This is a genomic window from Sphingomonas sp. NPDC092440 (assembly GCF_044754985.1).
Classification (GTDB): domain Bacteria; phylum Pseudomonadota; class Alphaproteobacteria; order Sphingomonadales; family Sphingomonadaceae; genus Sphingomonas.
This window is the reverse complement of record NZ_JBIVQA010000005.1, coordinates 312,443-327,232: the sequence shown is the minus strand read 5'-3', so window position 1 is coordinate 327,232 and position 14,790 is coordinate 312,443. Positions and strand designations below refer to the sequence as shown.

Sequence of the window (14,790 nt, the reverse complement as noted above, 5' to 3'; positions counted from 1 at the left end):
CCATGGGGTGCCCCTAGTAAAGCCCCGCCTTCGATGACCGAACCGCTGATCCTCGCCGTCCCCAAGGGCCGCATCCTCGACGAGGCGCTGCCGCTGCTCGCCCGTGTCGGCATCGTGCCCGAGCCGGACTTCGCCGATAAGGGCTCCCGCGCGCTGCGCTTCCGGACCAACACGCCCGCGATCGACCTGATCCGCGTGCGGGCGTTCGACGTCGCCACTTTCGTCGCGCACGGGGCCGCGCAGCTCGGCATCGTCGGCTCGGACGTGCTCGCCGAGTTCGACTATTCGGAGCTCTATGCGCCAGTGGACCTGGGGATCGGCCATTGCCGCATCTCGGTCGCCGAGCCGGCCGATCTGGCGGAGCGGGACGATCCGCGCGGCTGGAGCCATGTCCGCGTCGCGACGAAATATCCGCACATCACCCGCGCCCATTTCGAGGCGCGCGGCGTGCAGGCGGAGTGCATCAAGCTCAACGGCGCGATGGAGCTGGCGCCCGTGCTGGGGCTGGCGCCGCGCATCGTCGACCTCGTCTCCTCGGGCCGCACGCTCAAGGAGAACGGGCTGGTCGAAGTGGAAGTGATCGCCGAGGTGAGCAGCCGGCTGATCGTCAACCGCGCCGCCTTCAAGACGCGCGCGACCGAAGTGGTGCCGCTGGTCGACGGGTTCCGCCGGGCGGTGGCCCAATGATCCGGCTGGACGCCGGCGACGCGGGCTTCGCCCGGGCGTTCACCGATCTGGTCGACGCGCGGCGAGAGGCCGACGCGGACGTCGCGCGCGACGTTGCCGCGATCGTCGCCCGGGTCCGGGCCGAGGGCGATGCGGCGCTCAGGGACCTCACCCGGCACTTCGACCGGTTCGACCTCGACGCCCAGGGCTGGAAGCTCGACCGCGCCGACTGCCTCGCCGCCTGGGAGGGGCTATCCCCCCAGCTGCGCGATGCGCTGGAGCTCGCCGCCGAGCGTATCGCCGCCTATCATGCGAAGCAGAAGCCCGAGGATCGCGACGAGATCGACGCGCAGGGCATCAGGCTGGGCGCACGCTGGCGGGCGGTGGACGCGGCGGGCGTCTATGTGCCCGGCGGCCGGGCCGCCTATCCCAGCTCGGTGCTGATGAATGCGCTGCCGGCCAAGGCGGCGGGCGTCGGCCGGCTGGTGATGGTGACGCCGACGCCGGACGGCGAAGTGAACCCGCTCGTCCTCGCCGCCGCGCACCTGGCCGGCGTCGACGAGATCTGGCGCGTCGGCGGGGCCCAGGCGATCGCCGCGCTCGCTTATGGCACCGACAGGATCGCGCCGGTCGACGTGATCACCGGACCGGGCAATGCCTGGGTGGCCGAGGCCAAGCGCCAGCTCTACGGCGTGGTCGGCATCGACATGGTCGCCGGGCCGAGCGAGATCGTCGTGGTCGCCGACGGCCGGAACGATGCCGACTGGATCGCCGCCGACCTGCTCAGCCAGGCCGAGCACGACCCGACCAGCCAGTCGATCCTGTTCACCGACGATGCCGGCTTCGCCGACCGGGTGGCCGAGGCAGTGGAGCGCGCGCTGGCCAGGCTCGCGACCGAGAGGACCGCGCGGGCGAGCTGGGAAGCCAATGGCGCGATCATCCTGGTGCCCGATCTCGCCGCCGCGATGCCGCTGGTCGATCGCCTGGCGCCCGAGCATCTCGAGCTCGCCTGCGACGATGCCGAAGCGCTGTTCGACATGGTCCGCCATGCCGGCTCCGTCTTCATCGGCCGCTACACGCCCGAAGCGGTGGGCGATTATGTCGCGGGCCCGAACCATGTCCTCCCCACCGGCCGCCGGGCGCGCTTCGCCTCGGGCCTGTCGGTGCTCGACTTCATGAAGCGCACCAGCTTCCTGTCGCTCGATCGCGACGGGCTGGCGGCGATCGGCCCGGCGGCGGTGGCGCTCGCCCATGCCGAGGGGCTGCCGGCACATGCCGAGTCCGTCGCGATCCGGCTGCGGGAGGCGTGATGCGCGCGCCGGATCTCGACGAGGACGGCTGGTGCCTGGCCAGCGCCGCCGACTATCATGCGCTCGATGCCGAAACCTTCGAGATTCCGGATGAGCAGACCCGGTCCAGCCTGAAGCCGGGCGATTTCGCCAAGCTGATCTTCCTGATCGCCGTGGAGGAAGACGAGGAGCCGATCACCGACCGGATGTGGGTGGTGGTGCGCGAGGCGGCGCAGGGCGGCGGCTATTTCGGGCTGCTCGATAACGAGCCCGACATCGACGAGAATGACGAATTCTGGCTCGGCACCGAGCTGCCGTTCGGGCCGGAGCATGTGATCGAGGTGCAGGCGGGCAATGCCGAGAGCCGCGACTATGCCGCGCGGGAACCGCTCAGGGCCTGGCCGCGCGGCTAGGCGCTTCTCCCCTCCCTGCAAGGGAGGGGTCGGGGGTGGGTGGAGACCTGGCGATACGGCCACCCATCATCCTCCGGCTACCATAGGCGAGCATTCCACCCACCCCTAGGTTGAGGACTCATATTCCTCCTTCGTCACCCCGGCCTTGAGCCGGGGTCCCGCTGCCTTGCTGACGGAAGAAGAAGCGGGATCCCGGCTCAAGGCCGGGATGACGGTAGAAAATCAAATATTTGTGTGGGTTCTCAACCTAGCCCCTCCCTTGCAGGGAGGGGAATGGCACGCTTCACGCAACACGCTTTGCCATATCGACCGAACATACCTATGGGGCGCAGCATGCCAAGCCATCAAGCAAAGTCCCGTTCCAAGGCGCGCGCCGCCGCGCGCCTCGCCGCCGTGCAGGCGCTGTACCAGCACGAGATGGAAGCGACCTCGATCCCGGCGCTGCTCCACGAGTTCCACAATCATCGCCTGGGCGCGACGATCGAGGACGTGGAATATGCCGAGGCCGATATCGCCTTTTTCGACGACATCGTGGTCGGCGTGAGCGAGCGCCGCGACGAGATCGACCGGATGATCGCCACCAAGCTGACCGCCGACTGGAGCCTCGACCGGCTCGACAAGCCGATGCGCCAGATCCTGCGCGCCGGCACCTATGAGCTGATGGCGCGCAAGGACGTGCCCGTCGGCGCGGCGATCAGCGAGTATCTCGACGTCACCGACGCCTTTTACGACCGCCGCGAAAAGGGCTTCGTCAACGGCATCCTCGATGCCGTGGCGAAGGAAGTCCGGGGTTGATCCAAATCCTCCCCGAGCTCCGCTCGGGGAGGGGGACCGCGCGACGCAGTCGCGTGGTGGAGGGGTCGTCGCGCCAGCGACGGTTCCACATCGGCAACCGACCCCCGCGCCTTCGGCACGGCCCCTCCACCATCCTTCGGATGGTCCCCCTCCCCGAGACGAGCTCGGGGAGGATTTGAAATGAACGAAGCCGAGTTCATCGCGGCCCTGCGCACCCTCCCCCTCCATCCGGGCGCCGAGGGCCTGCGCGACGACACCGCGACGCTGGCGATCGGCGGCGAGACGCTGATCCTCACCCATGACGCCATTGCCGAGGGGGTGCATTACCGCCCCGGCACCGATCCGTTCGACATCGCCTGGAAGCTGGTCGCGGTGAACCTGTCGGACCTGGCCGCCAAGGGCGCCGCGCCGCTGGGCGTGCTGGTCGGCGCCGTGCTGCTGGACGGGGCGGAGCGCTTCGTCGAGGGATTGCGCGCGATCCTCACCGAATATGCCGTGCCGCTGCTCGGCGGCGACACCATCTCGGTCAGCCCCGCCACCTTCGGCTGCACCGCGATCGGCCGCGCCGGCGCCGCCGTGCCGCGCCGCGACGGCGGGCGGGCAGGCGACGCGCTATGGGTGACCGGCACGATCGGCGCGGCGATGCTGGGCTTCGAGGCGGGGGACGGCGCCGCCTATCTCCGCCCGCGCCCGCGCCTCGCCGAGGGCCGCGCCCTGGCGCCGCATGTCCATGCGATGATGGACGTGTCGGACGGCCTCCTCCTCGACGCCGCCCGCCTGGCCGAGGCGAGCGGCTGCACCGCCGAGATCGCGCGCGCGACCCTGCCCGTCGCCCCGGGCGCCGATCCGCTGCGTGCCGCGACCTGGGGCGACGATTACGAGCTGCTGTTCGCCGCGCCCGCCGATTTCGTGCCGCCCGTGGCGGCCACGCGGATCGGCACGCTGACGGAGCGGGGGAGCGCCTCCCTGCTGCTCGACGGCGCGGCGCCCGATTTCGCGCTTGGCTACCAGCATCGCTGATCCGCTTGCGCTATGGGCAACCGCTCGATAGCCTCCCCATACCGGGCCTTTTAAACCGGCACACAGACCGGCGCGGCTCGATATCCAATAGGGGAAGGGCTTGAACGCATGACGATTGTGTACATCGCCATAGCCTGCGGCGTGCTCGCAGTGCTCTATGGCTTGTTGACCAGCCAGCAGGTGCTGAAGGCGCCGGCGGGCAACGAGAAGATGCAGAGCATCGCCGCTGCCATCCAGGAAGGCGCCAAGGCCTATCTCGGCCGGCAATATATGACGATCGCCGTGGTGGGCGTGGCCGTCGCCATCGTCCTGTTCTTCACGCTGGGGACGCTTTCGACGATCGCTTTCCTCGTCGGCGCCGTGCTTTCGGGCGCGGCGGGCTTCGTAGGCATGAACATCTCGGTGCGCGCCAATGTCCGCACCGCGGAAGCGGCGCGCACCTCGCTGCAGGGCGGCCTCACCCTCGCCTTCCGCTCGGGCGCGATCACCGGCATGCTGGTGGCGGGCCTGGGCCTGCTCGCGATCGCCGTGCTGTTCTGGTACCTGGTCGGCCCCTCCGGGCTCGCGCCCAACAGCCGCAAGGTGATCGAGGCGCTGACCGCCCTCGCCTTCGGCGCCTCGCTGATCTCGATCTTCGCGCGCCTGGGCGGCGGCATCTTCACCAAGGCCGCCGATGTGGGCGCCGACCTGGTCGGCAAGGTCGAGGCCGGCATCCCCGAGGACGATCCCCGCAACCCCGCCGTGATCGCGGACAATGTCGGCGACAATGTCGGCGACTGCGCCGGCATGGCCGCCGATCTGTTCGAAACCTATGTCGTGACGCTCGGCCTCACCATGGTCTCGATCGCGCTGCTGGTGAAGAATCTGCCCGACGAGCTGCTGCTCAAGCTGATGTCGCTGCCGCTGATCGTCGGCGGCGTGTGCATCATCACGTCGATCATCGGCACCTATATGGTCCGCCTGGGCAAGAGCCAGTCGATCATGGGCGCGCTCTACAAGGGCTTCTGGACCACCGCGATCCTCTCGGTCCCGGCGATCTGGTTCGTCACCCAATATACGCTGGGCGACATGAACGCGGCGATCGGCGGCCTCGCCATCGATCCCGGCACCTTCCTCGAGCCGAGCGACCATGTGACCGCCGAGGCGGCGCAGGGCCTGATCGCCGGCCCGCAATTCACCGGCTGGAGCCTGTTCATCTGCATGATGATCGGCCTGGCCGTCACCGGCCTGCTGGTGTGGATCACCGAATATTACACCGGGACCCAGTATCGCCCGGTCAAGTCGATCGCCAAGGCTTCGGTGACGGGCCATGGCACCAACGTGATCCAGGGCCTGGCGATCAGCCTCGAATCCACCGCGCTGCCGACGCTCGTCATCGTCGTCGCGGTGATCGCGTCGTTCCAGATCGCCGGCATCATCGGCGTGGCCTTCGCCGCAACCTCGCTGCTGGCGCTGGCCGGCATGGTCGTCGCGCTCGACGCCTATGGCCCGGTGACCGACAATGCCGGCGGCATCGCCGAGATGGCCGGGCTGGAGGATGAAGTCCGCCACAAGACCGACGCGCTCGACGCGGTGGGCAACACCACCAAGGCCGTGACCAAGGGCTATGCGATCGGCTCGGCCGCGCTCGCGGCGCTGGTGCTGTTCGGCGCCTATACCACCGACCTCAAGGAGTTCTTCCCGGACGTGCCGGTGGATTTCTCCCTGAGCAATCCGTACGTGATCGTCGGCCTGCTGCTCGGCGCCTTGCTGCCCTATCTGTTCGGCGCCTTCGGCATGACCGCCGTCGGCCGCGCGGCGGGTGCGGTGGTCGAGGACGTCCGCCAGCAATTCGCGCAGGACAAGGGCATCATGGCCGGCACCAGCCGCCCCAATTATGCCCGCACGGTCGACATCGTCACCAAGGCGGCGATCAAGGAGATGATCGTTCCGTCGCTGCTGCCGGTGCTCAGCCCGATCGCGATCTACTTCATCATCACCGCGGTCGCCGGCCAGTCCCAGGGCTTCGCGGCGGTGGGCGCGATGCTGCTCGGCGTGATCGTCTCGGGCCTGTTCGTCGCCATCTCGATGACGTCGGGCGGCGGCGCGTGGGACAATGCCAAGAAGTATATCGAGGACGGCAATTACGGCGGCAAGGGATCGGAAGCGCACAAGGCGGCGGTCACCGGCGACACCGTGGGCGATCCCTACAAGGACACCGCGGGCCCGGCCGTGAACCCGATGATCAAGATCACCAACATCGTGGCGCTGCTGCTGCTCGCCGCGCTGGCGGGCCACGCCGCGGGCTGATCTTCACCCCAAGGCTGAAAAGCGGAAGGCCGCCGGAGCGATCCGGCGGCCTTCTTCGTGCCTGGAGCCCTATTTCGGCTTCGACGGCGTCAACGGCGCGAGCAGATCGTCGACCGGGGCCGACGCGGGAGGGGCCGCTGCCGGCGGCGTCGCGGGGGTTGGCGGGGTCGGCGGGGTCGGCGGGGTCGCGGGGGTGGCAGGAGCCTTTGGCTGCAGCGTCAACGGCGCGAGCAGATCATCGACCGGGGCCGGCGCGGCGGGCGCGGGAGGGGCCGCTGCCGGCGGCGTCGCTGGGGTCGGCGGCGTCGCGGGAACCGTCGGAGCCGGCGGGGCCTTGGGAGATTTCACTGGAGCCTTGGGCGGCGCCTTGGGAGGCGTGGGCTTCTTCTCCGGCTCCTCTTCGCCCGTCTCGTCCGCCTTCTCCGGCAGCCTGTATTTCTTGTGGAGCTCGTCTTCCTCGCGCTGCGACTGCTCCTTGAGCGGCCTTTCCAGTTGCGAGCATGCCTTCCCCGCGTCCTCGACTGCGGTCGTCTTCTTCCCCTGGATCGCGGCCTGGGCGAATTTCTGGAACGCGTCCTGCCGCATCTTCTCGCACTGTCGCTCGATCTGCTCGAACCTGGGCTTGTAGCGCGCCTCCAGCACGCGCATCGCGCCGAGATAGCCCGGCGCGAAACCCTCCTCCAGATTGCGCTCGATCCATTTGTTCAGGCGATCGGTCGCATTCTTGAGGTTGCGCTTCGCCGCCTCCAGCCGCTTCAACGGATTGGTGGCGGCGTCCTTCGAGAGCGCCGCCAGTTCCCCATATTCCTGCACGAACCGATCCTGCGCGCGCTGGGCTGCCGCCAGCTCGCGAAAGGCGTCCTCGAGCTGCGCGTGCAGCACATCGCCTTCCTGGTTGATCATGATCATGGTTTCCTGCGTCGCCTCGGCCGCGGCGACGGACCTGTCCGTAACCGACACGGCCTCAGCGGCGGCAGCGGGATTGGTCTCGATGGCAGCGCCATAGACCGCGAAGCCCAGCGCCCGGCTGGCATTGGCATATTCGTTGAGCGCCAGCGCATCGGCCCGGGTCTGGCCCCCGGTCGAGACACGCATCTGCGCCAGCCGCTGTGAGCGCGGCGTGGACGGGAAGAGCTCTTCCAATGTCCTGGGCCGCGCCGCCGCGCTGGCGGCCGGTGCCCCCGATTCCTCGACGATCGCCTTGCCGTGGCGGCGCATCAGCGCCTCCATCTGTGTCACCAGCTTCAGGCATTCGGCCGGATTGCTGGTGACCACTTCCTCGGCCATGAGCGAATTGTCGGAAAGCGCGTCGTGCACCTGATAGGGCGTGCCGGCGGGCATGTCGCGGGCATTGTGGTTGGCGCGGTCGAGCCGGTCGCGGCACTGGGCCCGCGCATCGGCGGCACTGAAGGCGGCCAGCACGCACAGCGCCGAGCCCAGCAGAAACGAAGGACGCATTTTCCCGACTCCCGAATGATCGGCAGCGGGAGATACAGCCCGTCCCCGCGCCGCAAATCGAGCGGCGACAAAGCCCGCGCATCCAGCGATCAAACCGGCCGGAACTGGCGGAAACCGGCGCAATCCCCATATCGGACCAAGGCGCCCGCCTTTGTCGGGTTCTCCGCCTTCCCTTTTCTCCTTGCGCACTGTAAAGGCACCGCCACTTTCAGCGCGCGCACCCATGAGGTAATTTTTGGCCAAAGAAGAACTGCTTGAAATGCGGGGCCAGGTCGTTGAGCTTTTGCCCAACGCCATGTTCCGCGTCCGGCTCGAGAATGATCACGAGATCCTGGGCCACACCGCCGGCAAGATGCGCAAGAACCGCATCCGCGTGCTGGTCGGCGACGAAGTGCTCGTCGAGCTCACGCCCTACGACCTGACCAAGGGCCGTATCACCTATCGCTTCAAGTAAGCGGGCGGTGCCCTTGCGGCTCGTCCTCGCTTCCACTTCGCCGCGCCGGCTCGATCTGCTCAGGCGGATCGGGGCCGAACCCGCGCGCGTCGCCGCGCCCGATGTCGACGAGGATGTCCGCGCCGGCGAGACGCCGCGCGCCTATGTGCTGCGCGTCGCGATCGCCAAGGCGCATGCCGTGCCCCGTGCCGCGGACGAGATCGTGCTCGCGGGCGACACCACCATCGCGGTCGGCCGCCGTATCCTCGCCAAGCCCGAGGACGAGGCGGACCTGCGCCGCATGCTCGCCCTGCTCTCGGGCCGGCGCCATCATTGCCTGTCCGCCGTCTGCCTGATCGGCGCCGACGGCAAGGCACGCACCCGCATCTCCGACACGATCGTCGCCTTCAAGCGGCTGAGCCAGGCCGAGATCGACTGGTACGTCGCCTGTGGGGAGGGCATGGGCAAGGCGGGCGGCTATGCCATCCAGGGCAAGGCCGAGGCCTTTGTCCGCTATCTCGCCGGCAGCCATTCGGGCGTGGTCGGCCTGCCGGTCTTCGAGACGCGCGCGCTGCTGGAGAGCGCCGGATACAGCCTTGGCTGAGTGGCTCTACGAGGCCGGGATCGGCGAGAACCGCGCCGCGCTCGTCTCGCGCGGCGGTATCTGGAAGGCGCGGATCGAGCTGGAGGGCACGCACCCGCGCGCCGGCGCGGTGCTCGAGGCCCGGCTGGTCGACAAGGCGGCCAAGCTGATCGCGCTCGACGGCGGCGGCGAGGCGCTGTGCGACCATGTGCCCCAGGCGATCACCCAGGGGGCGAAGCTGCGGGTGCGGATCGTGCGCGAGGCGATCCCGGAGCCCGGCCGGGCCAAGCTGCCCAAGGCGGTGCCGAGCGAGGAGGAGCCGTCGGACGGCCCCAGCCTGCTCGAACGCATCACCGCCACCGGCCTTCCCGTCCGCATGCTGCGCGCGCACGCGCCGGACGCGCTGGAGGAAGCCGGCTGGTCCGAAGTGCTCGAGGAAGCGCTCACCGGCGAGATCGCCTTTCCGGGCGGGGCGCTGCGCCTCTCGCCCACGCCGGCGATGGCGCTGTTCGACGTCGACGGCTCCGGCCCGATCGAGCCGCTGGCGGTCGCCGCCGCGCATGCGGTGGCGCGGGCGATCGAGCGGCACGGCATCGCCGGCTCGATCGGCATCGACTTCCCTACCCTCAGCGGCAAGGGCGCGCGCAACGCAGTGGCCGAGGCGATCGACGCCGCCCTGCCCCAGCCTTTCGAGCGCACCGCGGTGAACGGCTTCGGCTTCCTCCAGATCGTCCGGCGGCGCACCCGGCCCTCGCTGCCCGAACTGCTGCGCGCCGACCCGATCGGCGCGGCGACACGGGCAGAACTTCGGCGGATCGAGAGGCTTCCTCCCCCGCCGCCGACTACCCATATGGTGACCAGGAACATCGCCCGCCGCCTCGCCCAGCAACCCGGCTGGACGGCGGAGCTGGCGCGGCGAATCGGCGGCGTGACCGCATTCACGTCCGCCGGCGATTGAGCCGGCGCGAAGGAGCAAGATGGCGAAGAGCGACACCTGCCCCGTCTGCGGGCAGCCGACCGATACCGGAAACAAGCCCTTCTGCAGCCGCGGCTGCAGGGACCGCGACCTGCTGCAATGGCTGGGCGAGGGCTATCGCATTCCCGGCGAGCGCGTGGATCCCCATGCGCATTCGGGGGTGGACAGCACCGATTCGCCCGACTAAGAGGCGCGCTCCCCGGCGTTCGCCGGGCATGCCCGGGTAGCTCAGTTGGTAGAGCATGCGACTGAAAATCGCAGTGTCGGCGGTTCGACTCCGTCCCCGGGCACCATTTTCTCCCATCGCGAATAATCGCGCACGGTAACGAACCGGTCGCACACGCCTACTCACCCATGGGGTCGCGCCGGCGCGCCTTACCGGCCCGCTCCACGCGATCCTTCGGGGCAAGCCGGGCACCCCCTACCCCCGGGCGCGTCCCGCGGCACCGACCCATTTATTTGCCTATCCCGCCGCGCCCGTCGCAATGGCGAGGATCAGGGCACCGGCGGCCGCGCGCCTAATGCATTTGTATATGGAAGAAGCGACGTCGAGCGATCGGTCCCTTCTGACCATGGCGAGCCAGGGGTTGGCCTCCCGGGGTGCCTGCCCCATGCAGCGCGCGATCGGCCTCGCGCCCGCATCCGTGACCAGCATGAAATTCACTATCTGGGCATCGCCCTTCTCTTCATGCTCCAGCTTCAGATATGGCCCGCCGGCGGCCAGATCGGCCTTGGCGACGATGCTATGCATCATGCATTCCTGGGCGCGGGCCGCATTGCGATGCCTGCTTGCGATCACGGCATTGCAGGAGGGCGTGTCCACGAGGCTGATTTCCTCCATGAACGCATCGTACGATTCCCCCCGGATGGAGGCGAGCAGGCTGGGGTCGGTGATCCGCGCATTCAACACGCGACTGGCATATTTCCGCGGCAGAAGATCAAATGCGACATTGACGGCACCATAATCCACCACCCAGGTTCGAGGCAGCTTCGCGGCAAGCTCCCGATCGACGACAAGGGGCTGCAGCGTCGCCATTTCAGCCTTTGGCCCCTGTAGCCATTGATAGGTTATCGCGCCCGCCAGGATCCCGACGAGAATTATTGCGACGCCAGGAATGTCGACCCTCCGCTCACGCTTGTATCTTGAAGCCACGCGCAGAGAACCAAGGAGCAGCAGCGCCAGAAGAATGGCCGCCAATATGAATGGCAGGACCATCATCAGGATCAGCACCGCGAAGCCCAGCAAATAATATACAACTTCCATCGGGGATCCCCTGATCAGGCCGGCGCTGCCGCGCTTTCGTCAATTTCTCTTCAAGGCATTCGAACAACGCCCGCTCGGAACGGCGGTTATCCGGGCGCGAAGCCGATATGCGCGCGCCCGGATCTGCCGATGACCTCGGGGCGTCAGGACGCGGCCAGATTCCCCATCGTCACATAGTCGAGCTTGCCGGTGCCAAGGACAGGCAGGGCATCCAGGGTGCGGATGTCGCGCGGGATCGCGAGCTCGGCGACGCCATTCTCGCGCGCCCAGCCTTGCAGCTCGCTGGCCCGCGCGTCCTTCCGAGTGGTGAACAGCACGAGCTGCTCGCCCTTGCGCGGGTCCGCACGGCTCACGACGGCGTGGTCCGCCTCGGGCCAGACGGCGGCGGCATAGCCTTCCACTGCCGGCAGCGAGACCATCTCGCCGCCGATCTTGGCGAAGCGCTTGGCGCGCCCGCGGATGGTGACAAACCCCGCCTCGTCGATCGTGACGATGTCGCCACTGTCATGCCAACCGTCCTCCGGGGGCTGGATCACGCCCGGCCGATCGGCCTTCATATAGCCGGCCATGATGTTGGGGCCGCGGATCGAGAGCTTGCCGCCCGCATCGATCCCCGGCACCGGATCGACCCGCGCCTCGATTCCCGGCAGCAGCTGGCCCACGCTCCCGGCACGGAAATGCATCGGTGTGTTGACCGCGATCACCGGCGCCGCCTCGGTCGCGCCATAGCCTTCGAGGATGCGCAATCCGAATTTCTCGCTCCACACCTTGCGCGTTTCGTCGCGCACGCGCTCGGCACCGGCGAAGATGTAGCGCAGCGAATAGAAGTCATAGCCATGCGCCAGCCGCGCATAGCCCGAGAGGAACGTGTCGGTGCCGAACAGGATCGTCGCATTGGCATCATAGGCCAGCGCCGGGACGATCCGGTAGTGAAGCGGATTGGGATAGAGTAAGGTGCGGATGCCGTTGAGGATCGGCAGCAGCGTTCCGCCCGTCAGGCCGAAGCTGTGGAACATCGGCAGCGCGTTCAGCACCAGGTCCGATGAGTTGAAGTCGATCCGCGCCGCCAGCTGCGCGCAATTCGCGAGCAAATTGCGGTGGGTGAGCACCACGCCCTTGGGCAGACCCTCCGATCCGCTGGTGAACAGGATCACCGCCGCGTCCCCGGGCGACACATTCCGGCGGCGATGCAGCCGTCCGGCGAAGCGCGTGGCGATGAGCGCGCGCAACTTGGCGCCGGTGCCGATCTCCTTCGCGATGTCCTCGAGGTACAGGATCGTGCGGCCGTCCGCCTCCAGGCCTTCGACCACTGCCTCCAGCCTGGCCTGTTGGATGAATGCGCGCGCCGTGACGATCGTCCGCACCTGCGCAGCAAGGCATGCCGCCTTCAGGTTGGCGAGCCCCGCCGTATAGTTGAGCATCGCCGGCACGCGGCCGATCGCCTGCAACGCGAAGAAGCTCGCGACCGTCCCGTTGACGTTGGGCAGCATCAGCCCCACGGCCTCACCCTGCGCGCTGCGCCGCTCCAGCATGCGCCCAAGCGCCAGGCTGCCGGTGATCAGCCGCTTGAGCCCAAGCGGCTCGCGCTTGATGTCCTCGACCACCAGCATGTTGCCGCCATGCACGTCCTTGGCATCGATCAGCGCCTGGAACAGCGTGCGATCGATATCCGAGGTCGCGAAGATCATCGTGCTCATCTCTTCGTAGAGACGGCGCCCGGCGATCGCCCGGCGTGCCCGCGCGGTCATCTCGCCCTCGATCGCGAAGCGCCGCGGCGGCAGGATCGTCAGCTCGATCTTCGGGAAGCTGCGCAGGCGGACCTTGCCGCGCAGGTGCGAGAAGCGTGAGAATTGCGCGCCGTCGATCCGCACCGGAATGATCGGCGCATCGGCCTTGTCGGCGACCATGCCGGGGCCGTCGAAGATCTTCATCAGCGCGCCGGTGACGGTGATGCGCCCTTCGGGGAAGATCACCAGCGTGTTGCCCTCCTTCACCGCGCGGACCATCGCCTTGGCCGACATCGGGTTGGTCGGATCGACCGGGAAGGCGCGGAACAGCTTGAGCGCGGGCTGGATCCACCAGCGCTTCGTGATCGCGGTGTTCACGGCGAACACCGGCTTGCCGGGCAGGAAGACCGCAAGCAGCAGCCCGTCGAGCCAGGAGACGTGGTTGACCACCACCACCGCGCGCTCGCCCGGGCGCGGCATGTTCTCGCCGCCATGAACCTCGATGCGGTAGACCAGCTTCAGGATCGCGCGGATCGAATGCTTGAGCACCGTATCGGGCAGCAACAGGCACGAGATCAGCGCGACCGCCAGGGTCGCGAAGCCCATCGTGCCGATGATCCCGGGGATCGAGACGCCGGCCGCGAGCAGGGCGGTGGCGACAGCGACCACCGCGACCATCACCGCGGCGTTGACGATGTTGTTCGCGGCGATGGCCCGCGAGCGCCCCTCGGGCGGGCTCCTAGTCTGCAGGATCGCATAGAGCGGCACGATGAACATACCCCCGGCGACCGCCATGCCGGTCAGGTCGAACAGGATGCGCCAGCTGCCCGGCGTCGCAACGAACTGCGCGATATCGGCATGCGGGGTCACCACAACGAAGCTGCGCGTCGCCCACCACAGGTCGAGCATGAACACGGCCATCGCGAGCGCGGAGATCGGCACGTGGCGCGCCGATACCTCGCCGCGCAGCAGCCGGTTGACCAGCATCGAGCCGAGCGCGATCGCGACCGAGAAGACGATCAGGAACAGAGTCACGACTTCCGCGCGCCCGCCGAGATTGCCGGAGACGAGCGGCAGGAACTCCGAAACCAGCACGGCGCCGATCGCAAAGAACCAGCTGATGCCCAGGATCGACAGCCAGACCCCCTTGTTCTCGCGCCCGGCCTGCAGCACCTGCCAGGTGCTGACGAACGGATTGCGCGTGATCGCGACCTTTCCGATCGGCGGTGCCGCGGGGATCAGCAGGCTCACCGCGAAGCCCAGCCCGGCAAGGCCGGTCGCGATCAGGCCGGCTTCCCAGGCCGGCACGAGGCCGGCGAGCAGCTGGCCGCCAAGGATCGCCAGGAAGGTGCCGGCCTCGATCAGGCCGGTGCCGCCCATGATCTCCTGCTCGCGCAGATGCTGGGGCATGATCGAATATTTGACCGGGCCGAAGATGGTCGAATGCAGGCCCATGCAGAACAGCGCCAGCAGCAGCAGCGGGATCGATTGGAACCACAGGCCCGCAAGCCCCAGCCCCATGAAGGCGACTTCGGCGGCCTTCACCGCCCGCATCAGCCATGCCTTGTCCCAGGCGTCGGCGAGCTCGCCCGCAAGCGCCGAGAACAGGAAATAGGGCAGGATGAAGATGCCGGTCGCGACCGTTGCCAGCATTGCCGACTGTTCGGGTGCATTGGCGAAGATCGTGAAGTTCGCGAGGAACAGCATCGCATATTTGAGGACATTGTCGTTGAACGCGCCCAGGAACTGGACGACGAACAACGGGCCGAAGCGCCGCTTGGCGAGCAGCGAGAAATCGGGTGCGGACACGGCTTTGTTTCCCCTGAACCTGTTATGCGACGACGGCGGCTTGGTGGCGATCCCCGAGCGCGCTCGGG

General features: G+C 68.3%; 13 protein-coding genes and 1 tRNA gene. 11 read left to right on the top strand and 3 right to left on the bottom strand.

Annotation, left to right across the window (positions count from 1 at the left end):
* Positions 1-33: 33 nt before the first annotated feature.
* The 6 genes from hisG to ACIQCS_RS11135 all read left to right on the top strand — a co-directional run bounded on the left by hisG (position 34) and on the right by ACIQCS_RS11135 (position 6,472).
* Entirely contained in the window at positions 34-687 is a 654-nt protein-coding gene (gene hisG / locus ACIQCS_RS11160; RefSeq protein WP_345850210.1) for an ATP phosphoribosyltransferase, read from the top strand.
* Positions 684-1,976 carry a histidinol dehydrogenase gene (gene hisD / locus ACIQCS_RS11155; RefSeq protein WP_345850209.1) on the top strand — a complete coding sequence of 431 codons (1,293 nt, stop codon included), beginning with the start codon at positions 684-686 and terminating at the stop codon, positions 1,974-1,976. Before hisG ends, hisD begins: the two co-directional genes overlap by 4 nt.
* Entirely contained in the window at positions 1,976-2,368 is a 393-nt protein-coding gene (locus tag ACIQCS_RS11150) for a hypothetical protein (RefSeq protein WP_345850208.1), read from the top strand. The genes hisD and ACIQCS_RS11150 overlap by 1 nt, the downstream gene beginning before the upstream one ends.
* A 333-nt stretch (positions 2,369-2,701) precedes the next feature.
* Entirely contained in the window at positions 2,702-3,163 is a 462-nt protein-coding gene (nusB, locus tag ACIQCS_RS11145; protein ID WP_280279508.1) for a transcription antitermination factor NusB, read from the top strand.
* Between the two features lie 180 nt (positions 3,164-3,343).
* On the top strand, positions 3,344-4,183 hold the full coding sequence (gene thiL / locus ACIQCS_RS11140) for a thiamine-phosphate kinase (RefSeq protein ID WP_345850206.1): 840 nt from the start codon (positions 3,344-3,346) through the stop codon (positions 4,181-4,183).
* Between the two features lie 108 nt (positions 4,184-4,291).
* Positions 4,292-6,472, top strand: coding sequence for a sodium-translocating pyrophosphatase (locus ACIQCS_RS11135; protein ID WP_345850205.1), 2,181 nt, complete (start codon positions 4,292-4,294; stop codon positions 6,470-6,472).
* A 69-nt stretch (positions 6,473-6,541) separates the two neighbouring features.
* Here ACIQCS_RS11135 and ACIQCS_RS11130 read toward each other — a convergent pair whose 3' ends face one another.
* The gene (locus tag ACIQCS_RS11130; protein ID WP_345850204.1) at positions 6,542-7,930 is read right to left on the bottom strand and encodes a hypothetical protein; all 1,389 of its coding nucleotides are present in this window, start codon (positions 7,928-7,930) and stop codon (positions 6,542-6,544) included.
* A gap of 235 nt (positions 7,931-8,165) precedes the next feature.
* Here ACIQCS_RS11130 and infA point away from each other — a divergent pair, with 235 nt between their 5' ends.
* The 5 genes from infA to ACIQCS_RS11105 all read left to right on the top strand — a co-directional run bounded on the left by infA (position 8,166) and on the right by ACIQCS_RS11105 (position 10,215).
* Positions 8,166-8,384 carry a translation initiation factor IF-1 gene (infA, locus tag ACIQCS_RS11125; protein ID WP_003049127.1) on the top strand — a complete coding sequence of 73 codons (219 nt, stop codon included), beginning with the start codon at positions 8,166-8,168 and terminating at the stop codon, positions 8,382-8,384.
* A gap of 13 nt (positions 8,385-8,397) precedes the next feature.
* The gene (locus ACIQCS_RS11120) at positions 8,398-8,967 is read left to right on the top strand and encodes a nucleoside triphosphate pyrophosphatase (RefSeq protein WP_280279512.1); all 570 of its coding nucleotides are present in this window, start codon (positions 8,398-8,400) and stop codon (positions 8,965-8,967) included.
* Positions 8,960-9,904 carry a ribonuclease gene (locus ACIQCS_RS11115; protein WP_345850165.1) on the top strand — a complete coding sequence of 315 codons (945 nt, stop codon included), beginning with the start codon at positions 8,960-8,962 and terminating at the stop codon, positions 9,902-9,904. The genes ACIQCS_RS11120 and ACIQCS_RS11115 overlap by 8 nt, the downstream gene beginning before the upstream one ends.
* Before the next feature lie 19 nt (positions 9,905-9,923).
* Positions 9,924-10,109, top strand: a complete 186-nt coding sequence (locus tag ACIQCS_RS11110) for a DNA gyrase inhibitor YacG (RefSeq protein WP_345850164.1) — start codon at positions 9,924-9,926, stop codon at positions 10,107-10,109.
* Positions 10,110-10,139: 30 nt separating this feature from the next.
* Positions 10,140-10,215 (top strand) — tRNA-Phe (locus ACIQCS_RS11105).
* Between the two features lie 170 nt (positions 10,216-10,385).
* Here ACIQCS_RS11105 and ACIQCS_RS11100 read toward each other — a convergent pair.
* On the bottom strand, positions 10,386-11,186 hold the full coding sequence (locus tag ACIQCS_RS11100; RefSeq protein ID WP_345850069.1) for a hypothetical protein: 801 nt from the start codon (positions 11,184-11,186) through the stop codon (positions 10,386-10,388).
* A 143-nt stretch (positions 11,187-11,329) separates the two neighbouring features.
* Complete coding sequence (locus ACIQCS_RS11095) at positions 11,330-14,722, bottom strand: acyl-[ACP]--phospholipid O-acyltransferase (protein WP_345850068.1); 3,393 nt, start codon at positions 14,720-14,722, stop codon at positions 11,330-11,332.
* Positions 14,723-14,790 lie beyond the last annotated feature (68 nt).